The sequence below is a fragment of the Pseudomonas sp. FW300-N2A2 genome, from assembly GCF_017351735.1.
GTDB classification, from domain to species: Bacteria; Pseudomonadota; Gammaproteobacteria; order Pseudomonadales; family Pseudomonadaceae; genus Aquipseudomonas; species Aquipseudomonas migulae.
Genome location: NZ_JACNDU010000002.1, coordinates 23,122 through 48,219 on the forward strand (window position 1 = coordinate 23,122; position 25,098 = coordinate 48,219).

At 59.5% G+C, this 25,098-nt stretch carries 28 protein-coding genes and 1 tRNA gene; 14 read left to right on the top strand and 15 right to left on the bottom strand.

Annotated features, from left to right (window positions below):
- The first annotated feature begins 389 nt into the window (after positions 1–389).
- Complete coding sequence (gabP, locus tag J4E42_RS03730) at positions 390–1,781, top strand: GABA permease (protein WP_008024968.1); 1,392 nt, start codon at positions 390–392, stop codon at positions 1,779–1,781.
- 368 nt (positions 1,782–2,149) lie between these two features.
- The gene (locus J4E42_RS03735; protein WP_192226808.1) at positions 2,150–2,476 is read left to right on the top strand and encodes a hypothetical protein; all 327 of its coding nucleotides are present in this window, start codon (positions 2,150–2,152) and stop codon (positions 2,474–2,476) included.
- 74 nt (positions 2,477–2,550) lie between these two features.
- On the opposite strand, the gene J4E42_RS03740 is transcribed toward J4E42_RS03735, so the two are convergent.
- From J4E42_RS03740 to J4E42_RS03755, 4 genes are all read right to left on the bottom strand, one after another.
- Entirely contained in the window at positions 2,551–3,003 is a 453-nt protein-coding gene (locus J4E42_RS03740) for a hypothetical protein (protein ID WP_008041028.1), read from the bottom strand.
- Between the two features lie 6 nt (positions 3,004–3,009).
- Entirely contained in the window at positions 3,010–3,426 is a 417-nt protein-coding gene (locus J4E42_RS03745) for a hypothetical protein (protein ID WP_008041027.1), read from the bottom strand.
- A gap of 19 nt (positions 3,427–3,445) precedes the next feature.
- The gene (locus tag J4E42_RS03750; RefSeq protein ID WP_207284647.1) at positions 3,446–4,414 is read right to left on the bottom strand and encodes an alpha/beta fold hydrolase; all 969 of its coding nucleotides are present in this window, start codon (positions 4,412–4,414) and stop codon (positions 3,446–3,448) included.
- A 69-nt stretch (positions 4,415–4,483) separates the two neighbouring features.
- On the bottom strand, positions 4,484–5,542 hold the full coding sequence (locus tag J4E42_RS03755) for a YhcG family protein (protein WP_207284648.1): 1,059 nt from the start codon (positions 5,540–5,542) through the stop codon (positions 4,484–4,486).
- 261 nt (positions 5,543–5,803) lie between these two features.
- On the opposite strand from J4E42_RS03755, the gene J4E42_RS03760 reads away from it, so the two are divergent.
- Positions 5,804–6,253 (top strand): hypothetical protein, encoded by a 450-nt coding sequence (locus J4E42_RS03760; protein WP_008041020.1) that lies wholly within the window; start codon positions 5,804–5,806, stop codon positions 6,251–6,253.
- 82 nt (positions 6,254–6,335) lie between these two features.
- Here the strand turns inward: J4E42_RS03760 and J4E42_RS03765 are convergent, their stop codons facing one another.
- From J4E42_RS03765 to J4E42_RS03790, 6 genes are all read right to left on the bottom strand, one after another.
- The gene (locus J4E42_RS03765) at positions 6,336–6,797 is read right to left on the bottom strand and encodes a DUF4234 domain-containing protein (RefSeq protein ID WP_008041019.1); all 462 of its coding nucleotides are present in this window, start codon (positions 6,795–6,797) and stop codon (positions 6,336–6,338) included.
- 318 nt (positions 6,798–7,115) lie between these two features.
- Positions 7,116–7,191 (bottom strand) — tRNA-Phe (locus J4E42_RS03770).
- 103 nt (positions 7,192–7,294) lie between these two features.
- Positions 7,295–7,567 carry an oxidative damage protection protein gene (locus J4E42_RS03775; RefSeq protein WP_008024947.1) on the bottom strand — a complete coding sequence of 91 codons (273 nt, stop codon included), beginning with the start codon at positions 7,565–7,567 and terminating at the stop codon, positions 7,295–7,297.
- Complete coding sequence (gene mutY, locus J4E42_RS03780; protein ID WP_192226816.1) at positions 7,564–8,631, bottom strand: A/G-specific adenine glycosylase; 1,068 nt, start codon at positions 8,629–8,631, stop codon at positions 7,564–7,566. Before mutY ends, J4E42_RS03775 begins: the two co-directional genes overlap by 4 nt.
- Positions 8,628–10,853 carry an AsmA family protein gene (locus J4E42_RS03785; RefSeq protein ID WP_207284649.1) on the bottom strand — a complete coding sequence of 742 codons (2,226 nt, stop codon included), beginning with the start codon at positions 10,851–10,853 and terminating at the stop codon, positions 8,628–8,630. Before J4E42_RS03785 ends, mutY begins: the two co-directional genes overlap by 4 nt.
- Before the next feature lie 70 nt (positions 10,854–10,923).
- Positions 10,924–11,328, bottom strand: coding sequence for an acetyl-CoA sensor PanZ family protein (locus tag J4E42_RS03790; RefSeq protein WP_008041009.1), 405 nt, complete (start codon positions 11,326–11,328; stop codon positions 10,924–10,926).
- A 224-nt stretch (positions 11,329–11,552) separates the two neighbouring features.
- On the opposite strand from J4E42_RS03790, the gene J4E42_RS03795 reads away from it, so the two are divergent.
- The 7 genes from J4E42_RS03795 to J4E42_RS03825 all read left to right on the top strand — a co-directional run bounded on the left by J4E42_RS03795 (position 11,553) and on the right by J4E42_RS03825 (position 17,384).
- Positions 11,553–13,217 carry an OFA family MFS transporter gene (locus J4E42_RS03795; protein ID WP_207284650.1) on the top strand — a complete coding sequence of 555 codons (1,665 nt, stop codon included), beginning with the start codon at positions 11,553–11,555 and terminating at the stop codon, positions 13,215–13,217.
- Positions 13,218–13,501: 284 nt separating this feature from the next.
- Positions 13,502–14,095 (top strand): imidazoleglycerol-phosphate dehydratase HisB, encoded by a 594-nt coding sequence (gene hisB / locus J4E42_RS03800; RefSeq protein ID WP_003218037.1) that lies wholly within the window; start codon positions 13,502–13,504, stop codon positions 14,093–14,095.
- Positions 14,095–14,733 carry an imidazole glycerol phosphate synthase subunit HisH gene (gene hisH, locus J4E42_RS03805; RefSeq protein ID WP_008024932.1) on the top strand — a complete coding sequence of 213 codons (639 nt, stop codon included), beginning with the start codon at positions 14,095–14,097 and terminating at the stop codon, positions 14,731–14,733. The genes hisB and hisH overlap by 1 nt, the downstream gene beginning before the upstream one ends.
- Positions 14,734–14,991: a DUF2164 domain-containing protein gene (locus J4E42_RS03810; RefSeq protein ID WP_207284651.1), complete on the top strand. Its 258-nt coding sequence runs from the start codon at positions 14,734–14,736 to the stop codon at positions 14,989–14,991. It abuts the gene before it with no gap.
- 42 nt (positions 14,992–15,033) lie between these two features.
- Positions 15,034–15,771, top strand: coding sequence for a 1-(5-phosphoribosyl)-5-[(5-phosphoribosylamino)methylideneamino]imidazole-4-carboxamide isomerase (gene hisA / locus J4E42_RS03815; RefSeq protein ID WP_017336056.1), 738 nt, complete (start codon positions 15,034–15,036; stop codon positions 15,769–15,771).
- 9 nt (positions 15,772–15,780) lie between these two features.
- Positions 15,781–16,551 (top strand): imidazole glycerol phosphate synthase subunit HisF, encoded by a 771-nt coding sequence (gene hisF, locus J4E42_RS03820; RefSeq protein ID WP_007972752.1) that lies wholly within the window; start codon positions 15,781–15,783, stop codon positions 16,549–16,551.
- A gap of 77 nt (positions 16,552–16,628) precedes the next feature.
- On the top strand, positions 16,629–17,384 hold the full coding sequence (locus J4E42_RS03825) for an ABC transporter substrate-binding protein (protein ID WP_008024926.1): 756 nt from the start codon (positions 16,629–16,631) through the stop codon (positions 17,382–17,384).
- 112 nt (positions 17,385–17,496) lie between these two features.
- On the opposite strand, the gene J4E42_RS03830 is transcribed toward J4E42_RS03825, so the two are convergent.
- The 4 genes from J4E42_RS03830 to gpmI all read right to left on the bottom strand — a co-directional run bounded on the left by J4E42_RS03830 (position 17,497) and on the right by gpmI (position 22,678).
- On the bottom strand, positions 17,497–18,264 hold the full coding sequence (locus tag J4E42_RS03830) for a divergent polysaccharide deacetylase family protein (RefSeq protein ID WP_008041001.1): 768 nt from the start codon (positions 18,262–18,264) through the stop codon (positions 17,497–17,499).
- 1 nt (position 18,265) lies between these two features.
- The gene (locus J4E42_RS03835; protein ID WP_008024923.1) at positions 18,266–19,585 is read right to left on the bottom strand and encodes a S41 family peptidase; all 1,320 of its coding nucleotides are present in this window, start codon (positions 19,583–19,585) and stop codon (positions 18,266–18,268) included.
- Positions 19,586–19,619: 34 nt separating this feature from the next.
- Complete coding sequence (locus tag J4E42_RS03840) at positions 19,620–20,918, bottom strand: murein hydrolase activator EnvC (protein WP_008024921.1); 1,299 nt, start codon at positions 20,916–20,918, stop codon at positions 19,620–19,622.
- 230 nt (positions 20,919–21,148) lie between these two features.
- Positions 21,149–22,678, bottom strand: coding sequence for a 2,3-bisphosphoglycerate-independent phosphoglycerate mutase (gene gpmI, locus J4E42_RS03845; protein WP_207284652.1), 1,530 nt, complete (start codon positions 22,676–22,678; stop codon positions 21,149–21,151).
- 153 nt (positions 22,679–22,831) lie between these two features.
- On the opposite strand from gpmI, the gene J4E42_RS03850 reads away from it, so the two are divergent.
- The 3 genes from J4E42_RS03850 to secB are packed head-to-tail and all read left to right on the top strand — an operon-like array spanning position 22,832 to position 24,028.
- Positions 22,832–23,245, top strand: a complete 414-nt coding sequence (locus J4E42_RS03850; RefSeq protein ID WP_008024918.1) for a rhodanese-like domain-containing protein — start codon at positions 22,832–22,834, stop codon at positions 23,243–23,245.
- A gap of 1 nt (position 23,246) precedes the next feature.
- A complete protein-coding gene (gene grxC, locus J4E42_RS03855) occupies positions 23,247–23,501 on the top strand; it encodes a glutaredoxin 3 (protein ID WP_008024917.1) in 255 nt (84 codons plus the stop codon).
- A 41-nt stretch (positions 23,502–23,542) separates the two neighbouring features.
- Positions 23,543–24,028, top strand: coding sequence for a protein-export chaperone SecB (gene secB, locus J4E42_RS03860; protein WP_007897410.1), 486 nt, complete (start codon positions 23,543–23,545; stop codon positions 24,026–24,028).
- A 122-nt stretch (positions 24,029–24,150) separates the two neighbouring features.
- On the opposite strand, the gene trmL is transcribed toward secB, so the two are convergent.
- Entirely contained in the window at positions 24,151–24,606 is a 456-nt protein-coding gene (trmL, locus tag J4E42_RS03865; protein ID WP_008040998.1) for a tRNA (uridine(34)/cytosine(34)/5-carboxymethylaminomethyluridine(34)-2'-O)-methyltransferase TrmL, read from the bottom strand.
- Here trmL and J4E42_RS03870 point away from each other — a divergent pair.
- Positions 24,605–25,045 (top strand): hypothetical protein, encoded by a 441-nt coding sequence (locus J4E42_RS03870; RefSeq protein ID WP_032828573.1) that lies wholly within the window; start codon positions 24,605–24,607, stop codon positions 25,043–25,045. The two genes, trmL and J4E42_RS03870, sit on opposite strands and share 2 nt — an antisense overlap.
- Positions 25,046–25,098: the final 53 nt, after the last annotated feature.

The window sequence follows — 25,098 nt, forward strand, 5'->3', positions numbered from 1 at the left end:
ACCGAACAGCCGTTTGAACCCGATGTGGCGCGGCTGTCCCGTAAAAAAGGGCGCGATGTTGCCAGCTTTGGCGGGGTGTTGGAAGCGCTAACCGGCCAAACGTTCCTGATCCGCACTTTTATTGTGCGTTGAGCATTTGTTGGGTGTGTTTCCGGTGCGCAGATTCGTTCCTTAAGTGAGTCGCAGGGTAACGCTCTGGCGAAGTGCCATTATTTTCAATGACTTGCGATGACTGTTCGGTCAGGGTGAGATCGCCGGGTTAGAGGGTTTTGAAACATTTTGGCGCAATTATTGCGTGCAGATTCCAGAACGCCCCGTTGGTTTCTTTTTACAGAAGAGGGTTCACGACGGGATGCACGCATTCGCTTTTCCTTACAAAGGTAGTTTCAATGAGCAATACCCAAAGCTCTAACGGCCTCGAACAGGGGCTCAAACCGCGTCATGTGACCATGCTGTCGATTGCCGGTGTTATCGGCGCCGGCCTGTTCGTTGGCTCGGGCCACGCGATCGCTGCAGCAGGCCCGGCCGTGCTGTTGGCTTATGCCGCCGCCGGTATGCTGGTGGTGTTGGTGATGCGCATGCTGGGTGAAATGGCGGTTGCCTCGCCAGACACCGGCTCCTTCTCGACATACGCCGATCGTGCGATCGGTCACTGGGCCGGTTTCACCATCGGCTGGTTGTACTGGTGGTTCTGGGTGCTGGTGATCCCGTTGGAGGCCAACGCCGCCGCGACCATCCTGCACGCCTGGTTCCCTGGCGTGGACATCTGGGCTTTCGCCCTGGTCATCACGATGCTGCTGACCATCACTAACCTGTTCAGCGTGAAGAACTACGGCGAGTTCGAGTTCTGGTTCGCCCTGCTCAAGGTCGTGGCGATCATTGGTTTCATCATTCTGGGCATCGCGGCGATCTTCGGTTTCCTGCCGAACAGCCAGGTGAGCGGCGTTTCGCACATTTTCGACACTCAGGGCTTCCTGCCAAACGGCATGGGCGCGGTACTGGGCGCGATCCTGACGACCATGTTTTCCTTCATGGGCACCGAGATCGTGACCATCGCGGCCGCGGAATCGAAGAACCCTGGCAAGCAAATCTCCAAGGCCACCAACTCGGTGATCTGGCGGATTGGTTTGTTCTACCTCGTTTCGATCTTCATCGTCGTGGCCCTGGTGCCATGGAACGACCCGGTTCTGGCCAGCGTTGGTTCCTATCAGACCGTACTTGAGCGTATGGGCATCCCGAACGCCAAGATGATCGTCGACATCGTGGTACTGGTTGCTGTGACCAGCTGCCTGAACTCGGCGCTGTACACCTCGTCGCGCATGATGTTCTCGCTGGGCAAGCGCGGTGATGCACCGGCCGTGTCCACGCGCACCAACAAAAGTGGCACGCCATACTGGGCGGTGATGCTGTCCACGGGCGCAGCGTTCCTGGCAACATTCGCCAACTATGTGGCTCCGGCTGCCGTGTTCGAATTCCTGCTGGCCAGCTCCGGCGCCATTGCGTTGCTGGTGTACCTGGTGATCGCGATCTCGCAACTGCGCATGCGCAAACAGCGTATGGCCCGCGGTGAAAAAATCGCCTTCAGCATGTGGCTGTTCCCGGGCCTGACCTACGCGGTGATCGTCTTCATCGTCGCGGCCCTGACCATCATGCTGTTCCAGGACGCCCACCGTGTGGAGATCCTCGCGACCGGTTTGCTGAGTGCTCTGGTGGTTGCTACCGGTTTGCTGGTGGCGCGCCGTCGTCGCAATGAGCAACTGGTTGGCGCAGTGGCGCGCTAAGCTTTACGCACACTGTCGATGTACTGAAAACGACCGCCATCAGCCATGATCGCGGTCGTTTTTGCTTTCATTCAGGGGGTTTATCGGTCTGCTCCCTGATGGACACGATGATGTCGAGATAGTAGCCTCCTTGCCGAATGTGTATCTCGCTGTTGCGGGATGCAATGGAGTTTCAGGACACGGATTGTTCGACGCCCCAGCCTTCCCGGCTAAAGCCCCTCGACCCTTTCTTGCCTGCTCCCTCATCTGACGCGTGTCACAGATGCATTTGCGTGCGCCTGCCGTTTGCGCGGCAGTCACGAGCCAGCGCTGTATGGAGCTAGCCCGGCCATTCAGCTTACCCATTGGGGCATCAAGGAGAGACAGGCATGGCGTTTACATCGGTTGTGTTCAAAAACCCTAATACCGGAGCCATGAAGGAAGCCCCGATTGGCTTCTCGTGGACCGTGTTTTTCTTCGGCTTCCTGCCGCCACTGTTCCGTGGCGACATCAAGTGGGCAGCGATCATGTTCATCGTGGCCTGCGTCACATTCGGCCTCAGCAACTTCGTGTTCATGTTCATCTACAACAAGCTGTACGTGCGCGACCTGATCGGCGCCGGTTTCAAGGCTCAATCCATCGCCAGCGGTGACCTGAGCTACGCCAGCGCCAAAGTCGGGATGGAAATTCCACGTCTGGAAGCTGCGGCTGCCTGATTGTTGTTTTCAGGTTTGTAAAAAAACGGCCGCTGTCAGTGATGACAAGCGGCCGTTTCTATTTCCGAGGGCTTTTATTCGCCCTTTTCTTCCTGTGCATCCGGCGACTGACGATAGCTGTCCAGCGCAATGCCGAAGTCGGTGATGAATTGCGGGTCGGTCAGCCATGCCTGGGCGGTTTCGCGATCCATGCCGTCGGCCCACATGCGGTAGTCGATCAACATGTCGGCGGCCAGGTGAGTGGCGGCCATGCCTTCGTCGTCGGCGTTTTCCATGTCCAGCAGTTCTGGATGGTCAATGATGATAAAGGCGAGGTTCGTCAGCAGCACGGAGAGCATTTCACTGCGGCCGACAGCTTCGGCGTCGCGCATCTTGCTGAACATCGCCAGGGTGTATTCCGGGATCGGCTCGCCGATTTCACCCAAGTCATCGTCCAGCGCGGCGGGTTTTCTGCCGTGGATGTTGATCTGTTTGGCTTTGATCTTGGCGCGCTTGGCGCGTTTCTGTTGCTTGTTCAGGGAGGCCATGGGAACTCAGTTCGGTTTCTGTTGGGTTTGGGCTGCGATGATGTCGGAGGCCGCTACATAGTCGGCCTGGAAGGCCGGGGATTCGATCCATGCCAGGGCGCCGGCTTCGTCGACCTCGGTAGACCATTGGCGGTACTCGATCAGCGCGGCGAGGATGAAGTCCATCGCGCCTTCTTCGCCTTCCTGCTCGTAAACCAGTTCCAGCAATGGGTCTTCAAGGAAAGCGATGCACATGGCTTGCTGACTGGTTTTTTCAGCGTCGATCATTTTCTTGAACAGCTCGGTGAGGTCCACCGATTCAAAGTCGATGCGATCATCGTTCGGGTCCAGCTCGACCGGCGCGGCAGCCCGTTGGGTGCGGTTCTGCTTGGCCTTGGCTTTGGCGCGGGTGGCGCGTTTTTGCTGCTTGTTGGCGGAGGCCATGGTTTTGATCCGTCGTGCGTTAAAAGGACTCGCTGCGCGGTACTGTCCGCCCGGGGGTATCGGGGGCCAGTTCACCGCTCTGCAGCCAGGACAATGCAATGGGCCATAGTGTGGCTTGGTATGCGCTACGAAAAAAGGCGAAATGTCCGACTTCTGCTTCGCCGATGTCTTCGGGGGCGATTCGCCAGTGGGTGTTCGTACCGCCACTGAAGTAGCCGAGCAGGCGTTCGATGGCCGGGATCGTGCCGTAAGGATCGTCTGTGATGCTGATGGCCAGTGTCCTGGCTTTCATCGTCGCCCCTGGTTTTTTGGTCAGCGTGCGACCGCTGGGCCGCGTTTCATATCGGCGGGTGGGCGTGCTCCAGTCTCGAACCACCCCGGCGGGTGTGTCTTCCAGCCAGCCAAGACGCTTTCCGGGGAAGTAGCCATAGATCATGGTGATCAGCGGCATCACCACGTGCCACTTGCCGAACATCCTCCAGCGATGAGCGGGCGCGTAGTCGCGCCAGTAGGCGAATTGCGCACCGACGGTGACCAAGCGCCGAATCAGCTGCCCTGAGGCTCCCAGGCCCGCCGCACAGCCGCCAAAGCTGTGGCCGACGACATCGATGGGCTGGCCGGGAAATTCGCGCTGAGCGCGCTTGAGCATCGCCTCGAAATCCAGCGCGCCCCAATCAGTCCATGAGGCGTCGAGATTTTTCAATGACGCAGGGCGTGATTCGCCGATGCCACGGTAGTCATAGGTGATGACATCGAAGCCGTTGGCGAACAGGTAATCGGCGAAGCGCGAATAGTGACGGCAGCGAACCGAGGTGGCGGCGTTGATGATGACGATCGGGCGCACAAGGTCCTGAAAGGCGTGCCGCCAAGTGAAGCCGCCGAGGATGAAGCCGTCTGCGGCGGGCTCTTTGAATGGTTCGCCAGAAACGGGAGTTGGCAGCGGCAACTCGATTTGAGTGGGGGCCAGTGACATGTCCTGCAAATTCATCGGCTTCAGACCTTTGCGGGTAGCTGCCAACGATAGTCTTCGTGCGGCGGGTGGACAATCCATCTGTGTTCACAGGGGGATCTGATCGAGCAGTCGCTCCTCGATTGCCGCCTGCTCCCGGTCCAGTTCAGTGCGGAGTTCGTCTTCGCTGGGCAGGACTGTTTTGTATTTGCTGGCGAAGAGTTGTTCGTTGTCTTTCAGCACTGAATAGCGCACCACTGATTCATCTTTTTTCGCACAGAGAATGATGCCGACGGTGGGGCCATCTTCCGGTCCGCGCTTGAGGTCGTCATACATGCGTACGTACATGTCCATCTGGCCAACATCCTGATGAGTCAGTTCGCCGCGCTTCAGATCGAAGATGACGAAGCACTTGAGTACGTAGTTGTAAAACACCAGATCGATGTAGAAGTCTTTGCTCTCGGTACTGATGCGTTGCTGGCGAGCGATGAAGGCAAAGCCTCTACCCAGTTCCAGCAGGAAGGCTTGAAGCTGATGGATCAATGCTTGTTCCAGATTGGTTTCTTGAGTCAAACCTGCGTTGGTTGAGCCAAGAAACTCCAGCATCACCGGGTCCCTGATGAAGTCTCGTGGGTGTGCTTTCATTTTCTGGATGTTGGTGGTGGCTTCCTGCCGGACGGCAGGTCGATCGCGGCTTGTGAGCAGGCGTTCGTAGTAGAGGGTGTTGATCTGGCGTTCCAGGGCGCGGGATGACCAGTTTTGGTTGGCAGCTTCGTCCATATACCACGTGCGCGCGGTGTCACTATCGACGCGCAGAAGCCTGCGGTAGTGGGTCCAGCTCAATTCGTGACGCAGTGCGTCACGAATTGGGAATGCTTGGTAAAACAGGCGCATGTAGCGAAGATTAGAGTTATCAAAGCCTTTCCCGAATTCTGCTGTCAGGCTCTGCGCCAGCGTTGCCAGCAATTGCTTTCCGTAACCCGCCCGCCGAGCCCCTTCCTGCTCGAACTCGACAATATGCCTCCCAATCTGCCAGCAAGTTTGTACCTGGACCGTATCGACCGTTCGCAGGACCTTCTGCCGTGCATCACGAATCAGCTCTCCAAGATTGCCGAGTAGTGAGGCGAGTTGTGCATCCTGAGTGTTACCGGGTTTGAGTGAGCTCATGGCGTCTTCTGCAAAGGAATGAACAGGCAGAAGAGGATGGCAGCGGAGGTGGGAGCGGCGATGCCGGGCGTGGCTGGTAAACCAGAAGGAAAGCCCGATTGGGTTTGCGGGATCGCTCCGACGGCAAGTCGTGCTTCAGGAATATAACGTGTAGTCCATTTCGTAGTGAGCCCAAGTACCAATCAATCTAAAACCCGGGCGTTCGAGAGGAAATCTAAAAGGCATGACAAATGGGTTCCATGGAGCCCGGGAGGCGTGATCATGAAGTACGTGCATTCCCTTGCGTTGCCCATCGCCGCGGTGGGCATGTTGATGTTCCCGGTGATGTCGTCTGCCGCCAGTCTTGAACCAATCGACAGCGCTGGCGTGCAAGTTCAACCGCAGGAGCAAAACGGAATTACTTATCTGTCCGGCGGTATAGGCCTGGATGAGTCGAAGGCCATCCAGCAAACGGCTGGCTATAACTTGCACATGACGTTTTCGGTCGGGGCGGAGAATAAATACATTCCCGACGTCGACGTGGTCATTCAGAAAGCCCAAGGGCAAACCGTGTTGACGCTGAACGAGGCTGGCCCGCTGGTTTATGTCCAGCTACCGCCCGGCAAATACACCGTGGTTGCTACGCGACATGGAGAAGTGCGGCGTGATAGTGCCGACGTAGGAAGTGGCCCTGCACGTAATCTGGTCTTTCACTGGGCCGGTGAAAGCTAGCAGTTGGCCGGAGTTGGCCGGCCGATGCCTTTGTTCCAGCGAATGGGCGGCAGAAAATCATCTGTCCGCCCATTGCGTGGTTTTAGGCTTGAGCGGTCTGGCCTCTCAGGATCTGCTGCTTACGCTGTTCTTCCGGCAGATCGTTGATGCAGTAGTTGATGTAGTACACGTTGAACAGGAACGTGTAGAAGGCGTTCATTCGCAGGTCGACCTTGTGCTCGCTGAGGGCATATTCCGTCAGCGCCGTTTTAGCCTTGAATGCCCATACGATGTACAGCACGCCACTGGCAAGGCCGAGAACTGCGGACGTGAAATCCAGAGCCACGTTGCCCAGGTTGGAGAATGTGCCGCTTAAGCCGGCGCATACAGCGATCCAGATAATGTAAGCGTCATCTACCAATCGGACTTTGGTGGTGTCGCTGATGATTTTGCTGTTTTTGTATAGCCACAAAATAAGATAGATCCCGGCAGTGGCGATGGAGAGCAACACCAGGTTCCAGGTCTTCGTATCGATCTTGTCTTTTAGTTCATTGATTGTTGACATAACTTTTCCATGTCCTTTGGCTTAAGGGGATGTGTAGCGCTGGTGTTTACTGCGGGGGGAGGCATTCCTTGCGTTGTTACCTGTCCTTTTGGGTGCGTATTCCAACTGCGCCGTGGGGCAGTGGATTGCATTGAAATCGACCGGACGGGTTTCCGTGGTGTCGGTCGAGCTTGTGGCACAACGCTACTATAGAGCCTTGCTGAAGGCGAGTTTTGTTTTTGGATCGTCGATCCGTCGCTTCCACTGCCGTGTGCCGGACTTCGTTAAATCGCAGGCATAAAAAAACCCTGAATCTTGCGATTCAGGGTTTTCGGTATTTGGTGCCCAGAGACGGAATCGAACCGCCGACACGGGGATTTTCAATCCCCTGCTCTACCGACTGAGCTATCTGGGCAACGGGGCGCATTAAACGGGTTTTTCAGGGGGTCGTCAAGCAAGTTTTCAAAAAAAATTTAATTATTACCGTCGCTTACGTTCCGACCCCCGATAAAGCGGGATTATTCTGCAGGCGGAACGTAGCCTTCAGCCTTGGCGTATTCCTCGCCGGAGAAGTACTTGTCCATCTCGCCTTGCAGATATTTGCGGTCTTCGGCGTTCATCATGTTCAGGCGTTTTTCGTTGATCAGCAGCGTCTGGTGTTTCTGCCAGTCGGCCCAGGCCTTCGCCGAGACGTGGTCAAAAATGTCCTGACCTTTGGCGCCCGGGAATGGAGCGCGCTCCAGGGCTGGCAATTCTTCTTTGTACTTGCGGCACATGATGGTGCGGGTCATGACGACTCTCCTGCGTTCAATACGGCGGCCGCGCGTTCGAGCAAGGTTTTGACCGGGGCGGCAAGGCCCAGGCGCGGCGGGGTGGCGAGGTTATACCAGAGCCAGTCGGCCTCGGCCACGTGATGGCCGGCCTCCTGGACCTGAACCAGCCAGGGTTCGATGGACAACTGAAAATGGCTGAACGTGTGTACGAGGCTCGGCAGCGCTTGTTGGCTGCCCAGCTCCAGCGAGTGCTGCGAGGCCAGATGTTGCAGGTCGTCGAGGTCGTCGAGTTCCGGCAGGCTCCACAGACCGCCCCACAAGCCCGTGGAAGGGCGACGGTAAAGCAGAATCGCGCCGTCTCCGTTGGCGAGCATCGGCATCAGCGTGCGCTTCTGTGGCACGGCTTTGCGTGGCTTCGGGATCGGGTAGCGGGTTTCCAGGCCGAGCATGTGCGCTTCGCAGCCCTTTTCCAGCGGGCAGAGCAGGCAGCTCGGTTTGCTGCGGGTGCAAAGCGTGGCGCCCAGATCCATCATCGCCTGGGTGTAGGCGTTGACCCGATCATGCGGCGTGAAGCGCTCAGCGTTCGCCCACAGCTGTTTCGCGACCTTCGGCTCGCCCGGATAACCCTCTTGCGCCGTAAAGCGCGCCAGGACGCGTTTGACGTTGCCGTCGAGGATCGGCGCCCGCAGGCCCATGCTCAGGCTGGCGATGGCGCCCGCCGTGGACAGGCCGATCCCCGGCAGCTCGACCAGCTTTTCCACATCCCGCGGAAATTCGCCGCCGTACTCAGCGACGACGATCTTCGCGGTCTTCTGCAAATTGCGCGCGCGGGTGTAGTAACCGAGGCCGGTCCACAGGTGCAGCACTTCGTCTTCTGGCGCAGCGGCCAGGGCTTCGACCGTCGGCAGCGAGGCCATGAACCGGTCGAAGTAATTCAGCACGGTGCTGACCTGGGTTTGCTGCAACATGATCTCCGAGACCCACACCCGATACGGTGTGATGCCTTGCTGCCAAGGCAAATCGTGGCGGCCGTGGCGGTCGTACCAGTCCAGCACCGCCGATGAAAACTGCTCGGATCTCATCGCTTGAACAGCCCCTTCAATGCGTTTTTCAGCTCGGGACTGACTTTGTCGCCAAGCTTTTCGTCGATTTTTTCGCTGATTTTGTCGCCCGCCATTTTGGACGCGACCTGGCCCATGCGTTCGTTGTCGAGGCGGCAAGCCTTGGCGCCGAGCTCCAGCGGGCCACGGCAGCGCAGCGGCCATTCGATGCCGACAAATTTGTCGCCGACCTGACAGGCCGGATCTGGCATGGCGCTCGTATCGCCTTCGACGATGATGCCAACGCGGTAGTCCATGCCCAATACCCGCAGGTCGACGTCGCCGTCGCCATTCACGGTCATGCCCGGGATGCGCACTTTCAGGTCCGGGTTGCTGGCCACGCCATTACGGAAGGCCAGGTTGCCCTTGAGCTCTTGGAACGGCGTGTCCTTGCCGCGTGGTTCGCCGCTGAGGGCTTTGCGGTTGAGCGTGGCGATGCCTTTGCACAGTTGCTGTTCGAGGTTGGCATTGAGCAGCACGCCGTTGTTGATGACGAAACTGGCATTGCCGTTGAGGGTTTCGATCAGCGCTTTCTGGCTGTTGCCATTGCCGGTCAGGTTGCTGTCGAGCGTGACCAGGCCTTTGACTGGCGGTTTTTTACCCTGGCTTTCGAGGATTTTTTCCACAGGCACTTTGCTGATGCGTGTCTGCATGTTCAGCGCTGGTGTCTGCTGGCGCACGTCGAGGGTGCCCCTGGATTCGAAGGTGCCGTCGTACAGGTCGCCGCGCAGGTTCTCAAGCGTCAGCAGGCCTTCCTTGCCATTGGCCTTGAGCGCCGCGTTCTGGATCGGCAGCTTGTCGAGGGTCAACTGGCCAAAGGTCAGGTCAGCATCCACGTCGAGTTTGCTCAGGCGTTCCACTGGCAGCAGGCGCTCGTTGCTCCACGCGTCTTTGGTGGGCTTGTCCGGCAGCGGTGTGCTGCCTGCGCCGGCCATGGCATCGGCTTCGGTGCTGGCCACTTCGGCCTGGCGCACTTGCGTCGCGCTATTGGCTTCGGCGGATTTTGGCGGCAGGTAGCGGTCGACGTTGAAGGTGTCAGCCTTGAGCGCGGCGCGCAGCGATTGCTTGGCGAAATCCTCGACGGCAATACGACCGCTGAAGGTGCTGTCATCGACTTTCAGGTTGATGTTGTCGAGCACCAGACTGGTCGGCGTACCGGAAATGCGGCTGACCAGTTCCACTTTGCTCAAACTGCCTTCAGCCATCGCCGGGAGTTTCTGGCCGATGCTGTCGACGAATTTCGCCAGGTCGAATTGGGCAATCGAAAGGCCGCCGTTGATTTGCGGCGTTTTGTCGAGGTCGTTGACCTTCAGTTCGCCCAGTGCGCGCAACTGGTTGGCGGAAATCTTGATGCCAGTCCATTCGGCGACGTTCGCTGCTTTATCCAGCAGCAACTGGCCTTGGGCGGCGAAGGTTACGGTCTTGCCTTGCAGCGGATCACCGGCGATTTCGCCGGACAGCTTCATGTCCTCGAATTTGTAGCGTTGCAAGGCGCGTTCAAAACGCAGCTCGCCATTGAGCTCGGTGCGTACCCGCAGAACGGGCTGATTGGTGCCCAGGAACGCGGTGAGCTTGACCGGGATGTTGGTCGAGTCGTGGACCGGCCCGGTGCTCAACTGGATGCTTTCGGCGCTGAAATGCTGGCCGGTCTTCTCGTCGCTGTATTCAACGCGGGCGTTGTTGACGGTCAGGCTGTCGATGTCCAGGCGGATCGGCTGCGCCGGTTTTTCCACTTGAACGGTGGTTTGCGGTGCAGGTTCGCCGGGCGTGACCGCAGGAGCGGTCGAGTTGGCAGTCGCCGGCACCTTACCGATGTCTTCCCAGTTGCCGTGGCCGTCCTTGTCGCGGTTCAGGCGCAGGTTCAGGCCTTCGACGCGCACGTCGCTCATCTGCACTTCACGGCGCAGCAGCGGCAGCACGCGCACCGACAGGCCGAGCATCTGCAAGTCAGCGAACGGTTCGGTGGGCTTGGCCAGGGTCGCGACACTGGCTTCGTGCAATTCCAGGCCCAGCCACGGGAACAGGCTCCAACCGATGTCGCCATTGAGCGTCAGCTCGATGTGGGCCTTGTCGCGGGCAATCTGGCGAATCTCGTCTTTATAGTCGTTGGGATCGAAGAGGTGGGTCAGGGCAAAGCCCAGCGCCACAATGATCAGCAACAACCCGAGAAGTACCAGACCCAGGATTTTGCCGAACGCTTTCATGGGCGAGTCCTTGTAGTTAGTCGATTTAGCCGGGGAGTATAGCGCTCAGAAGTGGACGACCGGTCAGCGATCAACCCGGCAGCACATCCAGTGGCACTTTCAGTTTGGCCGCCAGCGCCTGGGACTCAAGGTGCCCGGCAGGTGCCAGCAGGCGCAATGTCGCACCCGATTGCGACGCCAGTTTCTGCGCTTCGTTCACCATTCGCTCGGCAACCCCACGACGACGGGTGATTTTTCGTACACACAGTTGGGACAGATGCCAGACGTCCTGGTGCCTTTGCAAACGTGCCGCGCCCAGCAGGCGATCATTGAAACGCCCGGCGATCAACGAGCCGTCCCGCAGGCAGCCTTCGATCAACTGCACATCATCGGCAAACGGCGCGAACAGCCAATCCGGCGCGTCGCGGTAAATCTTCTGCAAATCCTGCTGATCCTGGTAGGTGGCTTCGTTCAGCAGCTCGACGATGACAGGCATGACGGTTCCTTCAGTGGTACGAGAACAGATGACTTGCAAAAACGTGATATCAGTTTGGTTTTTCTGTCACGTGCAAATGGTAACCTCTGCCGGTTCGTCCGTCCTTCTGCGACGTGATGTCGCACCAAAATGGAGCTTTACCTCAAAAAAACAGTCATGCGTGCGCATAAAGGCTGGGGGTGAGCAGTGGCTGGCGAACCATACTAATAATTGGGGGATACACAATGACCACGAGCATCACGGCGGACGGCATCTATGCCGGCCAGCCTGCGTTCCTGTCCAAGGAGCGCATCATCGCCAAGCCCGGTTTCAACCGTTGGCTGGTGCCACCGGCCGCGCTGGCCATCCACCTCTGCATCGGCATGGCCTATGGCTTCTCGGTGTTCTGGTTGCCACTGTCCAAAGCCCTGGGCGTGACCAAGGCGGTGACCTGTGCACCGGACATGAGCTTCATCTCGCAAGTGTTCTCGTCGCAATGCGACTGGCCGATCTCGATGCTCGGCTGGATCTACACCCTGTTCTTCATCTTCCTCGGCTGCTCGGCCGCGATCTGGGGTGGCTGGCTGGAACACGCCGGGCCGCGCAAGGCTGGCGTTGTGTCGGCACTGTGCTGGTGTGGTGGTCTGCTGATTTCGGCGCTGGGTGTGTATACGCACCAGATCTGGCTGATGTGGATCGGCTCCGGGGTCATTGGCGGTATCGGCCTGGGCCTGGGTTACATCTCGCCGGTCTCGACCCTGATCAAGTGGTTCCCGGACAAGCGCGGCATGGCGACCGGCATGGCGATCATGGGGTTCGGCGGTGGCGCGATGGTTGGTGCTCCGCTGGCCGCAGCCTTGATGGGGCACTTCGCGTCGGCAGACAGCGTGGGCGTATGGCAGAGCTTCTTGGTGATGGCCGCGATCTACTTCGTGTTCATGATCGGCGGCGCACTGTCCTACCGCGTACCACCAACCGGCTGGAAGCCTGAAGGCTGGACCGCTCCGGCGAAAAAAGCTTCGAACGCGATGATCACTCATCGTCACGTGCACGTGAATGTGGCGTGGAAAACCCCGCAATTCCGTCTGGTATGGCTGGTGCTGTGCCTGAACGTGTCCGCCGGTATCGGCATCCTCGGCATGGCTTCGCCGCTGTTGCAGGAAGTGTTCGCCGGCAAATTGCTCGGCACCGACCAGACGTTTGGTCAGCTGGACGCGGGCCAACTGGCCTCGATTGCCGCGATTGCTGCCGGCTTCACCGGTTTGCTGAGCCTGTTCAACATTGGTGGCCGATTCTTCTGGGCATCGTTCTCGGATTACCTGGGCCGCAAAAACACCTATTTCGTGTTCTTCGCCCTCGGTTTTGCGTTGTACGCGTTGATCCCGAACCTTGGTCACCTGGGCAACGTTGCGCTGTTCGTGGCGGCGTTCTGCATCATCCTGTCGATGTATGGCGGCGGTTTTGCGACGGTGCCGGCTTACCTGGCGGACCTGTTCGGTACACAAATGGTCGGTGCGATCCACGGTCGTCTGTTGACCGCCTGGGCGGCAGCGGGTGTGTTGGGTCCGGTGCTGGTGAACTACCTGCGTGAGTATCAGCTGAGCATCGGCGTTGAACGTGCTGCGGCTTACGACATCACGCTGTACATCCTCGCGGGCCTGCTGGTGCTGGGTTTCATCTGCAACCTGCTGGTGCGCCCGGTGGCCGACAAGTACTTCATGACCGACGCTGAACTGGCCGCCGAACAGGCGCTGGGCCACGACAAGGGTGCTGATGCCAGCACCGTGCTGGAGTGGAAGGCGGCGTCGGGCACCAAGCCGTTGGCGATTGCAGCGTGGCTGGTGGTGGGGATTCCGTTGGCGTGGGGTGTTTGGGTGACCCTGCAAAAAACGGCAGTACTGTTCCACTAAGTACCCCGCGCCCGATCCGTCGGGCGCAACTCGATCCCTGTAGGAGCCAGCTTGCTGGCGATCCATGCGATGCGGTGTGTCAGATACGCCGCCATCGCTGGCAAGCCAGCTCCTACAGAGGTCAAAAGCCGTGCATTCGCAATGAATCCTGGCTTGTATGGACATGTCTATCCCCGACGGAGCGGGGTTCTATCCGTCAGTCATATCACCTCTCGTGTTTCTGTTTCCCGCCCGCGCCCCTATAATGGCTGCCTTTTTCGCCCAATGATTTTGCGGAGCTGGTGATGGCCGAACGTAAGGCGTCAGTCGAGCGCGACACTCTGGAAACCCAGATCAAAGCCTCGATCAACCTGGATGGCACCGGAAAGGCCCGATTTGATATCGGTGTTCCTTTTCTTGAGCACATGCTGGACCAGATCGCCCGTCACGGGCTGATCGACCTGGATATCGTCAGCAAGGGCGACCTGCATATCGACGACCACCACACCGTGGAAGACGTCGGTATCACCTTGGGTCAGGCTTTCGCCAAAGCCATCGGCGACAAGAAAGGCATCCGTCGCTACGGCCACGCCTACGTGCCGCTCGATGAAGCGCTGTCGCGCGTGGTGATCGACTTCTCCGGCCGCCCTGGCCTGCAGATGCATGTTCCCTATACCCGCGCCACTGTTGGCGGTTTTGATGTTGACCTGTTCCAGGAATTCTTCCAGGGCTTCGTCAACCACGCGCTGGTCAGCCTGCACATCGACAACCTGCGTGGCACCAACACCCACCACCAGATCGAAACCGTGTTCAAGGCTTTCGGCCGCGCACTGCGCATGGCCGTAGAGCTCGATGACCGCATGGCCGGTCAGATGCCATCGACCAAAGGCGTTCTGTAATGCAGACGGTCGCGGTTATCGATTACGGCATGGGCAACCTGCACTCGGTGGCCAAGGCCCTCGAGCACGTCGGTGCCGGCAAGGTCTTGATCACCAGTGATGCCGACGTGATTCGCGAAGCCGACCGGGTGGTTTTCCCCGGCGTCGGTGCGATTCGCGATTGCATGGCGGAGATCCGTCGCCTGGGTTTCGACTCGTTGGTGCGTGAAGTCAGCCAGGACCGTCCGTTCCTCGGCATCTGCGTCGGCATGCAAGCCTTGCTCGACAGTAGTGAAGAGAACGACGGCGTCGACTGCATCGGCCTGTTCCCGGGCGCGGTGAAGTTCTTCGGCAAAGGCCTTGTTGAAGACGGCGAACACCTGAAAGTCCCGCACATGGGCTGGAACGAAGTGAAGCAGACGGTGAGTCACCCGCTGTGGCACAACATTCCGGACCTGGCGCGTTTCTACTTCGTGCACAGCTACTACATCGCTGCCGGTAACGCGCGGCAGGTGGTCGGTGGCGGTCACTACGGTGTCGATTTCGCTGCAGCGCTGGCTGATGGCTCGCGTTTCGCCGTGCAGTTCCACCCGGAGAAGAGCCATACCCATGGCCTGCAATTGCTGCAGAACTTCGCTGCGTGGGATGGTCGCTGGTAAATGGCCGTCAAGAAGAAGCCGCCGATCCTGAGCCTCACTCCCGAGCAGGAGAACGAGGCCAATCACAAGATCAAGCGCTTCATGGAGGATCGCTTCGAACTGGACCTAGGTTCGTTCGAAGCGGCCGAAATCCTTGAGCTGTTTACCCGTGAAATTGCGCCGCACTATTACAACAGGGCGATTTTCGATGTGCAGACGCACCTTAAAGAAAGGTTCGAAAGCATCGAAAGCGACTTGTGGGCGCTCGAGAAAAACTGATTTCCGAGCGAAGCTGAACACTCGAATTTGAAGGTTTGCCAGATGCTGATTATTCCCGCTATCGATCTCAAGGACGGTGCCTGTGTTCGTCTGCGCCAGGGCCGCATGGAAGATTCCACGGTGTTCTCCGATGACCCGGTGAGCATGGCCGCCAAGTGGGTGGAGGGCGGTTGCCGTCGTCTGCATCTGGTCGACCTGAACGGTGCCTTCGAAGGCCAGCCGGTCAACGGCGAAGTGGTCACCGCCATCGCCAAGCGCTACCCGAACCTGCCGATCCAGATCGGCGGCGGTATCCGCTCGCTGGAAACCATCGAGCACTACGTCAAAGCGGGCGTGAGCTACGTGATCATCGGCACCAAAGCCGTGAAAGATCCGGCTTTCGTTGCTGAAGCCTGCCGCGCGTTCCCGGGCAAAGTGATCGTCGGTCTGGATGCCAAAGACGGTTTCGTCGCCACCGATGGCTGGGCTGAAATCAGCACCGTTCAGGTCATCGACCTGGCCAAGCAATTCGAAGCCGACGGCGTGTCCGCGATCGTTTATACCGACATCGCCAAAGACGGCATGATGCAGGGCTGCAACGTGCCGTTCACCGCTGCGCTGGCCGCTGCCACGCGTATTCCGGTGATCGCTTCCGGTGGTATCCACAACCTGGGCGACATCAAGTCGCTGCTCGACGCCAAGGCACCGGGCATCATCGGCGCGATCACCGGCCGGGCGATCTACGAAGGCACCCTCGACGTCGCTGAAGCGCAAGCTTTCTGCGATTCGTACAAAGGCTGAGGACTGACCATGGCGCTGGCCAAACGCATCATCCCTTGCCTGGACGTGGATAACGGCCGGGTCGTCAAAGGTGTGAAGTTCGAAAACATCCGCGATGCCGGCGACCCGGTGGAAATCGCCCGTCGTTACGACGAGCAGGGTGCCGACGAGATTACTTTTCTCGACATCACCGCCAGCGTCGACGGTCGCGACACCACGCTGCATACCGTTGAGCGCATGGCCAGCCAGGTCTTTATTCCGCTGACCGTTGGCGGCGGCGTGCGCACCGTGCAGGACATTCGCAACCTGCTGAATGCCGGCGCGGACAAGGTCTCGATCAATACCGCTGCCGTGTTCAACCCGGAGTTCGTGGGTGAGGCGGCGCAGCATTTCGGTTCGCAGTGCATCGTGGTTGCCATCGATGCGAAGAAGGTCTCCGGTCCGGGCGAAACCCCGCGCTGGGAAATCTTCACTCACGGCGGGCGCAAGCCGACCGGTCTCGACGCGGTCGAGTGGGCGAAGAAGATGGAAGGCCTGGGAGCCGGCGAAATCCTGCTGACCAGCATGGACCAGGACGGCATGAAAAACGGCTTCGACCTGGGCGTTACCCGTGCGATCAGCGACGCGCTGGGGATTCCGGTGATCGCCTCCGGCGGCGTCGGCAACCTGCAGCATTTGGCCGACGGCATCATCGAAGGTCACGCCAGCGCTGTTCTGGCCGCGAGTATTTTCCACTTCGGCGAATACACCGTGCAGGAAGCCAAGGCCTACATGGCCCATCGCGGCATCGTGATGCGCTAAACAAACGATACAGGCCAGTGGACATCATGGCGGGCTCAAGGCACTCTTGGGTACGCCATGGATCTCGGTAGCCAGACATGCTCAAACGCCTTCTTCTTGCCCTCGCCAGCGCTTCTCTATTGCAGATCAGTGGCGTGCACGCCACCGAAAATCCCGACGCCGACCTGGTGCTGCTGACGGAAAACTTCCCGCCTTACAACATGGCCAAGAACGGCAAGAACTTCGCTCAGGACGAGAACATCAATGGCATCGCTGTGGACATTGTCCGCGAGATGTTCAAGCGTGCCGACGTAACCTACAGCCTGACCCTGCGTTTCCCTTGGGAGCGCATCTACAAGCTCGCCCTCGAGAAACCCGGGTATGGCGTGTTCGTGATGGCGCGGCTGCCGGACCGTGAAAAGCTCTTCAAGTGGGTCGGCCCGATCGGTCCGGATGACTGGATCATGCTGGCCAAGGCGGACAGCAAGATCAGCCTGGAAACGCTGGAAGACGCGCGCAAATACAAGATCGGTGCGTACAAGGGCGATGCGATTGCCGAGACGCTGGCCAAGCAAGGGTTGAAGCCGATTGTCGTGCTGCGGGATCAGGACAACGCGAAGAAGCTGACCAGCGGCCAGATCGACTTGTGGGCCACGGGCGACCCGGCCGGGCGTTACCTGGCGCGTCAGGACGGTGTCACCGGGCTCAAGACCGTGCTGCGCTTCAACAGTGCGGAGTTGTATTTGGCGCTGAACAAAGACGTGCCGGATGAAACCGTCGCCAAGCTGCAAGCCGCGCTGGATCAGCTGCGCAAGGAAGGCGTGGTGGACGAGATCATGGGGCGGTATCTCTAACCGTCCACCCATCCTTGTAGGAGCCGGCTTGCCGGCGATAGCGGCAGTGAAATCGATGCATGATTCGAGGCCGCTATCGCCAGCAAGCCGGCTCCTACAGTGGTTCCGTTGATTAGCGGTACACGCCGTCCTTGCCATGCGCAGTCGTTGCGCGGTTGCTGCGCACACTGATCATCAACTTGATATCAATCCAGTCAATGCCCTGAGCTTTCAGCTTCGGCAATTCGCGCTCCAGCACTGCCAGCGTCTGCGGATACGGATGCCCGATCATCACCGCCGAACCCTGTTTGTGCGCCAGATTGATCGCGGTCTGTAGCTGGGTGAAGATCGCCGCTTCTGTTCGCTCATCATCCAGAAACACATCCCGCGAAACACTCGCCAACCCGATCTTCTGCGCTTCGGCCGCTGCCACGGTTTGCGCGCTGGTGCGGCTGTCGACGAAGAATTTGTGCCGCCGCTGCAATTCCGCCATCAACCAGGCCATGGCGGGTTGCTGTGCGGTCATGCGACTGCCCATGTGGTTGTTGATGCCGCTTGTGTACGGGACCATTTTGAACGCCGCGTCGAGGCGCTTCTCAAGCTCTTCGATGGGCAGCTCGGGATGCCAGGCGAACGGCCCCGTGGCGGGGTCCATCGGCATGTGCAGGATGACGATCTTGCCGGCGCGATGAGCTTCGCGGGCGAATTCGGTGGCGTGGGGTGTGTCGGGCATGATCGCCGTGGTCACCGGGCCGGGCAGGGCCAGCACGCGGCGATCCCGGGGCAGGTTCTGCCCCAGGTCATCGATGATCAGGCTGATGTAGGCTTTTTGAGGGGCGGGCGCCGCGTGAGCAACACCCGCCAGACAGCACAGCAGACCGAGAACCAACCGCAGGCGCATCTCAGCGGCCGGAAGTGATGCTCAACCCTTTGAGCAGGCTCAGGGCCTGGGCCAACTGGTAATCATCGTCCTGCGGCATTGCCTTGGCCTTGGCGCTGGAGCCGGTCGGTTTGTCGGCGCCGCCGTTGCCATTGCCCAGGTGACCTTGCAGATCGGCTTCCTTGAAGTATTCGCCGTCCTGCTCGCTGGTGATCTTGGCCTTGCGCACTTCGATGTCCGGGACGATGCCCTGGGCCTGGATCGAGCGGCCGTTCGGCGTGTAATACAGCGCCGTGGTGATCTTCAGCGCGCGGTCGTTGTTCAGCGGCAGCACGGTTTGCACCGAGCCCTTGCCGAAACTGGTGGTGCCCATGACCACCGCGCGTTTCTGATCCTGCAGGGCGCCGGCCACAATTTCCGAGGCCGAGGCGCTGCCGCCGTTGATCAGTGCAACCATCGGCACCGCTTCGCTTTCGTCTTTGCCGGTGGCGGAGAAGCGCAGCTCGGAGTTGGCGATGCGGCCCTTGGTGTAAACGATCAGGCCCTTGGTGATGAAGTGGTCAACCACTTCCACCGCCGCCTGCAGCACGCCGCCGGGGTTGTTACGCAGGTCGAGGATGATGCCTTTGAGCTTCTTGCCGTTGTCCTTGCGCAACTTGGCCAGGGCCTTGGAGACTTCTTCGCCGGTCTTGACCTGGAACTGGGTGATGCGGATGTAGCCGTAGCCGGACTCCAGCAACTGGCTCTTCACGCTCTTCACCTGAATGATGGCGCGGGACAGGGTCACGTCGAACGGCGTGCCGCCATCGCGAACCAGGGTCAGGGTGATTTTCTGGCCGATCTTGCCGCGCATCTTGTCCACGGCTTCGGTCATGCTCTGGCCGCGAGTCGGCTGGCCGTTGATCTTGACGATGAAGTCGCCGGCCTGAATGCCGGCCTTCGAGGCGGGCGTGTCATCAATCGGCGAAACCACCTTGATGAAACCGTCTTCGGCGCCGACTTCGATGCCCAGGCCGCCGAATTCGCCGCTGGTGCTTTCCTGCAATTCAGCGAAGTCTTCCGGGCCCAGGTAGGCGGAGTGCGGGTCGAGGTTGCTGAGCATGCCCTTGATGGCGTTTTCCAGCAGGGTCTTGTCGTCCACCGGTTCGACATAGGCTGCCTTGATCCGGTCCATGACCTCGGCAAAGGTGCGCAACTCTTCCAGCGGCAGCGGCGCCTTGGTAGTCGCAGCAGTGCCCGCAGGCGCGACCGCCGGAGCCGGTTGAGCAGCGAACGCCAGAGGCGCGCCGATCACCAGGGCGATCGTCAGGGCCAGCGAGGTAAGACGGGACAAATGCAGCATGTCGAACGAACTCCTAATGTAGGTGACTCAACGCCTATCCTTGCGCGCGGCACCATTGCGCCGGATCACTCGGGTGACCCTGCTGACGAATTGCGAAATACAGTGCTGGAGTGTCCTGCCCGCCGCTGTTACCGACAGTGGAGATGGACTCACCGGCTTTCACCACGTCACCCGCAGACTTGAGCAGCGTCTGGTTGTGACCGTAAAGACTCAAAAAACCGTTGCCGTGGTCAAGGATCACCAGCAAGCCGGCACCGCGCAGCCAGTCGGCAAACACCACGCGGCCTCCGTGCACGGCATGCACCTGGCTGCCGGCGGAGGCGCTGATCATCACGCCGTCCCACTTGGTGCGGGCGTCGTCGCCACGGGTTTCGCCAAAGCGTGCCAGCAGTCGACCATCAACCGGCCATGGAAGTTTTCCCCGGCTGGAAGCAAACGGGCCGCCAAACGTCTCGCCTGAGCTTGATACCAAGGCGCCGGGTGTCGATTTAACGGGTTTGCGTGGGGCGTCAGTGGCGTCTGCATCTGCTGCCGCCTGAGCCTCACGTAAACGCTTTTTTTCGGCTTCCTGCTGGGCAATCAGCGCTTTTTGCCGCGCTTCTTCTGCCTCACGAGCCTGGCGGGCCAGGGTTTCTTCGATGGTTTTAAGGACTTTAGACAGGTCTGCCTGATCCTGCTCGCGGGCGGCCAGTTTCTGATCGCGAGCCTTTACGTCATCGCTGAGCTTGGCGAGGACTTGCTGGCGTTCCTGACGGACTTTGTCGAGTTCATCGCGCTGGCTGTCGAGGCTGCTCTTTTGCACCAGCAACTGCGCTTGTTGCAGGGCGATGTCTTTTTCGACGTTGGCCAGTTGGCGCAAGGTTTCGTTGAAACTCTTCAACTGCTCCAGGCGGGCCTGGCTCAGGTAATCGTAATAGGTGAGGGTGCGGGCGAATTTTTCCGGATTCTGCTGGTTGAGCAGCAGCTTCAAATACTCCTGACGGCCGTTCTGATAGGCCGCGCGGGCCTGAATGGCGATCAGTCTTTGCTGTTCAATGCGCGCGCTCTGGAGTTTTTTTTTCTCACCATCGAGACGCTGCAGCTCGGATTCGCTTTTCTTCAGCTCTTTTTGCAGGGCTTCGACCTGCTTCTCGAGCTTGCCCATCTCGGTCTCGGTGCCCTTGAGGTCTTTCTGCACCCCGGATTTTTCTTCCTGGAGCTTGCCCAGCAGTTTTTTCAGCTCGGCGATGTCCTGACGCGTGGCGTCCAACTGTTGTTGGGTTTGCGCGCGCTCGTCAGCAAAGGCCGGTTGGAGCAGGCAAGTCAGGGCAAGGGCTATCAGGACGCGAAGCATAGAGGCGGGCGACACCAGGGAAAGGGACGGCCTAGTATGCCCGCCCCACGCTGCAAAAAAAACGCCCAATTGGGGCTGTGTGATAACCGGCCCGAAAAACCACGCAAACCCACTGTAGGAGCGAGCCTGCTCGCGATAGGGCCTTAACATTCAACATAGATGTCGACGGTCAGATAGCTATCGCGAGCAAGCTTGCTCCTACAGGGTTTGGCGGTGTTTGAGCGACCGGATTACACCAGAATCGAAGTCCCGGTCATTTCAGCCGGTTTTTCCAGGCCCAGCAGCTTCAGCATGGTCGGCGCCACATCTGCCAACACTCCGCCTTCACGCACCTTCAAGTCACGCTTGCCGACATAAATGAACGGCACCGGCTCGGTGGTGTGCGCGGTATGCGCCTGGCCGGTGGTTTCGTCGGACATTTGCTCGACGTTGCCGTGGTCAGCCGTGATCAGCGCTTCGCCGCCGACTTTGTCCAGCGCATCGACGATGCGGCCGACGCACAGGTCCAGGCATTCCACGGCTTTCACCGCTGCTTCGAACACGCCGCTGTGGCCAACCATATCGCCGTTGGCGTAGTTGACCACGATCACGTCGTAACGCTGGTTTTCGATGGCGTCGACGATGCGGTCGGTGACTTCCGGCGCACTCATTTCCGGCTGCAAGTCATAAGTGGCGACTTTCGGCGACGGGATCAGGATGCGTTCTTCGCCCGGGAACGGTTCTTCACGACCGCCGGAGAAGAAGAAGGTCACGTGGGCATACTTCTCGGTTTCGGCGATGCGCAGCTGCGTCTTGCCGTTTTTCGCCAGGAAGTCGCCGAGCACGTTGTCCAGGCTGCCGGCGGCGAAGGCCGATGGCGCGGGGATGCTGGCGGCGTATTGGGTGAGCATGACGAAACCGGCCAGTTTTGGCTGGCGGGTGCGCTCGAAATCCTTGAAACCGTCTTCGACGAACACGCGGGTCAGCTCGCGGGCGCGGTCGGCGCGGAAGTTCATGAACACTACGGCGTCGCCGTCTTCGACTTTAACCGGCTCGCCGATGGAGGTGGCTTTGACGAATTCGTCGCTCTCGCCACGCTCGTACGCGGCTTGCAGGCCTTCCTGGGCGGTGGCGGCGTTGAATTCGCCGTTGCCGTCGACGATCAGGTTGTAAGCCTGGGACACGCGGTCCCAACGGTTGTCGCGGTCCATGGCGAAGTAACGGCCAATAATGCTGGCGATCCGGCCTTTGCCGAGGGCCTGGAAGGTCGCGTCGAGCAGTTCGATCGACGACTGGGCGCTTTTCGGCGGCGTGTCGCGGCCATCGAGGAAGGCGTGCAGGTAGATTTTTTCCGCGCCGCGTTTGGCAGCCAATTCTGCCATGGCAACCAGGTGATCCTGGTGGCTGTGAACGCCGCCATCGGACAGCAGGCCCATGAAGTGCACGGCTTTGCCGGCGGCAACGGCTTTATCCACAGCCGCGCAGATGGTCGGGTTCTCGAAGAACTCGCCGTCGCGGATCGATTTGGTCACGCGAGTAAAGTCTTGATACACAACGCGGCCGGCACCGAGGTTCATGTGGCCGACTTCGGAGTTGCCCATCTGGCCATCCGGCAGGCCGACGTCCATGCCACTGCCCGAGATCAGACCGTTCGGCACGGTGGCCCACAGACGGTCCAGTACGGGCTTCTTCGCCGCATAGATGGCGTTGGATTCAGGGCTCTCACTGTGACCGAAGCCGTCGAGAATAATCAGGACCAAAGGTTTAGGCGTGGTAGTCATGGATTCCACTCGTGGCTGAGTTAAAAGAGGGCAATGGAAAAGGGAGTGGCAGTTTAAAGCGAAGTTCCGACGGCGTCACCGCCGGACGGGGTTTGGCCCACCATAGTGGCTGTGTATACTGGCCGACATTTTAACGCCCTGGAACCTCCTTCGATGGTTGCTCACCTGATTGAATTTGCCACTAACCACTATCTGCTCGTCGGTATCTTCGTGGTACTGCTGGCGTTGCTGATCGCCTATCAGATGCAAGGCGGCGGCCGCAGCCTGAGCACCGGTGAACTGACCGGCCTGGTCAACAAGGACGCGGGCGTTGTGATCGACATTCGTCCGGTCAAGGATTTCGCCGCCGGTCATATTGTTGGCGCGTTGAACATTCCTCACGACAAACTGGCCGCTCGCGTGGCCGAACTGGAAAAGCACAAGGCCAAGACCATCATCCTGGTCGACGCCATGGGCCAGACCGCCGGCACTCACGCTCGCGAACTGATGAAGTCCGGCTTCACCGCCGCCAAGCTGTCCGGCGGTATTTCCAGCTGGAAAGGCGACAACCTGCCGCTGGTGAAGTGATATGAGCAACGTCGTCGTCTATTCCAGCGATTACTGCCCTTACTGCTCGCGAGCCAAGTACCTGCTCGAGAACAAAGGCGTGGCCTTCGAAGAGATCAAGGTCGATGGCAAGCCGCAGGTGCGCGCCGCCATGGCCCAGAAGGCCGGGCGTACGTCCGTGCCGCAGATCTGGATCGGTGAGCGCCACGTTGGCGGTTGTGATGATTTGTTTGCCCTTGAGCGCGCCGGCAAGCTCGACGCCATGCTCAAGGCCTGAATGCCTTCCCTATAAGACCCCAAGATCAGAAAGGATCTGAGATGACTGACCAACAGAACACTGCAGCTAGCGAAGAAGAAACCGCACCGCAATTCTCCTTGCAGCGCATCTACGTACGTGACTTGTCGTTCGAAGCCCCGAAAAGCCCGGCGATCTTCCGCCAGCAGTGGGAACCAAGCGTCGGTCTGGATCTGAACACCCGCCAGAAGGCACTGGAAGGCGACTTCCACGAAGTCGTGCTGACCCTGTCCGTGACCGTGAAAAACGGTGAAGAAGTAGCGTTCATCGCTGAAGTGCAGCAGGCCGGGATCTTCCTGATCAAGAACCTGGACGACGCTTCGATGAGCCACACCCTCGGCGCGTTCTGCCCGAACATCCTGTTCCCGTACGCTCGCGAAACCCTGGACAGCCTGGTGACCCGTGGTTCGTTCCCGGCCCTGATGCTGGCCCCGGTGAACTTCGACGCGCTGTACGCACAAGAACTGCAACGCATGCAGGCGGCTGGCGAGACTCCGACCGTTCAATAAGCTGCGCAGCGACACCCGTGTGGGAGTGAGCCTGCTCGCGATGGCGGTGTGTCAGATGACATCAATGTCAGCTGACACACCGCCATCGCGAGCAGGCTCACTCCCACATTTGTTATGGGGTGTTATTTGAAGTCGTTCTGCCGCCACGCTTCGTAGACGGCAACCGCCACAGTGTTCGACAGGTTCAGGCTGCGACAGCCTTCGCGCATCGGCAAACGCAGGCGTTGTTCGCCGGGCAGGGCATCCAGCACTTCCGCCGGCAAGCCTCGGCTTTCCGGGCCGAACAGAAAGGCATCGCCCTCGGCGAAGCTCGCGTCATGGAACGGCCGCGAACCCTTGGTGGTAAACGCGAACACCCTTGGATGACCAAGGCTCTCCAGGCAACTGGCGAGGTCCGCATGGCGTTGCAGGGTGGCATACTCGTGGTAATCGAGGCCGGCCCGGCGCAGGCGCTTGTCGTCCATCTCGAAGCCCAGCGGTTCGATCAAATGCAGGTGGCAGCCACTGTTGGCGCACAGCCTGATAACGTTGCCGGTATTCGGCGGAATTTCTGGTTGAAAAAGGATGACGTGAAACATGCACGGCTCCGAAGGTAAAGATGACGGGCATTCTACGCCGCAAGCGGATCCCCGTTCGAAACTATTCCCGCGCGTGATGGGTTCGCTGGCGATTGTCGGGGTAATGGTGGGGCTGATGATCGGTCGCCTGACCACGCCCGACCCCAGTGAATTGCAGCAGATCGAGGTGACGAACGACGGCCTGGTGGTGTGGTTCAACAACGAACCCAAGTCCCACGGCGAGTTTATCGACGGCAGCCTGGCGTTGCTGTTCGAGGCGGAGGGCAAGACGCAGAAAGGTCAGCTCAAGCTCAACGACAAGAACGTGAACTGGCGGGTGCGATTGAGTGATGGGGGGTTGTTGCTGTCGGTGGTGGCGGCCCGGCCACTGCAGGGCGAGTGGGCCGGTAGCGAGGTCGATGACCGCTGGCGGCTGGAGATCCATCTCCGGGAGCAATAAAAGAGGGAATCCCCGGCCTGCCTGTACCAAGGTTCCCAAAACGGCAGGGCTCG

Excerpts from the sequence above, each read along its gene's own strand:
- gabP (WP_008024968.1), top strand. The coding sequence starts at position 390 with ATGAGCAATACCCAAAGCTCTAACGGCCTCGAACAGGGGCTCAAACCG.
- J4E42_RS03735 (WP_192226808.1), top strand. The coding sequence starts at position 2,150 with ATGGCGTTTACATCGGTTGTGTTCAAAAACCCTAATACCGGAGCCATG.
- J4E42_RS03740 (WP_008041028.1), bottom strand. The coding sequence starts at position 3,003 with ATGGCCTCCCTGAACAAGCAACAGAAACGCGCCAAGCGCGCCAAGATC.
- J4E42_RS03745 (WP_008041027.1), bottom strand. The coding sequence starts at position 3,426 with ATGGCCTCCGCCAACAAGCAGCAAAAACGCGCCACCCGCGCCAAAGCC.
- J4E42_RS03750 (WP_207284647.1), bottom strand. The coding sequence starts at position 4,414 with ATGAATTTGCAGGACATGTCACTGGCCCCCACTCAAATCGAGTTGCCG.
- J4E42_RS03755 (WP_207284648.1), bottom strand. The coding sequence starts at position 5,542 with ATGAGCTCACTCAAACCCGGTAACACTCAGGATGCACAACTCGCCTCA.
- J4E42_RS03760 (WP_008041020.1), top strand. The coding sequence starts at position 5,804 with ATGAAGTACGTGCATTCCCTTGCGTTGCCCATCGCCGCGGTGGGCATG.
- J4E42_RS03765 (WP_008041019.1), bottom strand. The coding sequence starts at position 6,797 with ATGTCAACAATCAATGAACTAAAAGACAAGATCGATACGAAGACCTGG.
- J4E42_RS03775 (WP_008024947.1), bottom strand. The coding sequence starts at position 7,567 with ATGACCCGCACCATCATGTGCCGCAAGTACAAAGAAGAATTGCCAGCC.
- mutY (WP_192226816.1), bottom strand. The coding sequence starts at position 8,631 with ATGAGATCCGAGCAGTTTTCATCGGCGGTGCTGGACTGGTACGACCGC.
- J4E42_RS03785 (WP_207284649.1), bottom strand. The coding sequence starts at position 10,853 with ATGAAAGCGTTCGGCAAAATCCTGGGTCTGGTACTTCTCGGGTTGTTG.
- J4E42_RS03790 (WP_008041009.1), bottom strand. The coding sequence starts at position 11,328 with ATGCCTGTCATCGTCGAGCTGCTGAACGAAGCCACCTACCAGGATCAG.
- J4E42_RS03795 (WP_207284650.1), top strand. The coding sequence starts at position 11,553 with ATGACCACGAGCATCACGGCGGACGGCATCTATGCCGGCCAGCCTGCG.
- hisB (WP_003218037.1), top strand. The coding sequence starts at position 13,502 with ATGGCCGAACGTAAGGCGTCAGTCGAGCGCGACACTCTGGAAACCCAG.
- hisH (WP_008024932.1), top strand. The coding sequence starts at position 14,095 with ATGCAGACGGTCGCGGTTATCGATTACGGCATGGGCAACCTGCACTCG.
- J4E42_RS03810 (WP_207284651.1), top strand. The coding sequence starts at position 14,734 with ATGGCCGTCAAGAAGAAGCCGCCGATCCTGAGCCTCACTCCCGAGCAG.
- hisA (WP_017336056.1), top strand. The coding sequence starts at position 15,034 with ATGCTGATTATTCCCGCTATCGATCTCAAGGACGGTGCCTGTGTTCGT.
- hisF (WP_007972752.1), top strand. The coding sequence starts at position 15,781 with ATGGCGCTGGCCAAACGCATCATCCCTTGCCTGGACGTGGATAACGGC.
- J4E42_RS03825 (WP_008024926.1), top strand. The coding sequence starts at position 16,629 with ATGCTCAAACGCCTTCTTCTTGCCCTCGCCAGCGCTTCTCTATTGCAG.
- J4E42_RS03830 (WP_008041001.1), bottom strand. The coding sequence starts at position 18,264 with ATGCGCCTGCGGTTGGTTCTCGGTCTGCTGTGCTGTCTGGCGGGTGTT.
- J4E42_RS03835 (WP_008024923.1), bottom strand. The coding sequence starts at position 19,585 with ATGCTGCATTTGTCCCGTCTTACCTCGCTGGCCCTGACGATCGCCCTG.
- J4E42_RS03840 (WP_008024921.1), bottom strand. The coding sequence starts at position 20,918 with ATGCTTCGCGTCCTGATAGCCCTTGCCCTGACTTGCCTGCTCCAACCG.
- gpmI (WP_207284652.1), bottom strand. The coding sequence starts at position 22,678 with ATGACTACCACGCCTAAACCTTTGGTCCTGATTATTCTCGACGGCTTC.
- J4E42_RS03850 (WP_008024918.1), top strand. The coding sequence starts at position 22,832 with ATGGTTGCTCACCTGATTGAATTTGCCACTAACCACTATCTGCTCGTC.
- grxC (WP_008024917.1), top strand. The coding sequence starts at position 23,247 with ATGAGCAACGTCGTCGTCTATTCCAGCGATTACTGCCCTTACTGCTCG.
- secB (WP_007897410.1), top strand. The coding sequence starts at position 23,543 with ATGACTGACCAACAGAACACTGCAGCTAGCGAAGAAGAAACCGCACCG.
- J4E42_RS03870 (WP_032828573.1), top strand. The coding sequence starts at position 24,605 with ATGCACGGCTCCGAAGGTAAAGATGACGGGCATTCTACGCCGCAAGCG.
- trmL (WP_008040998.1), bottom strand. The coding sequence starts at position 24,606 with ATGTTTCACGTCATCCTTTTTCAACCAGAAATTCCGCCGAATACCGGC.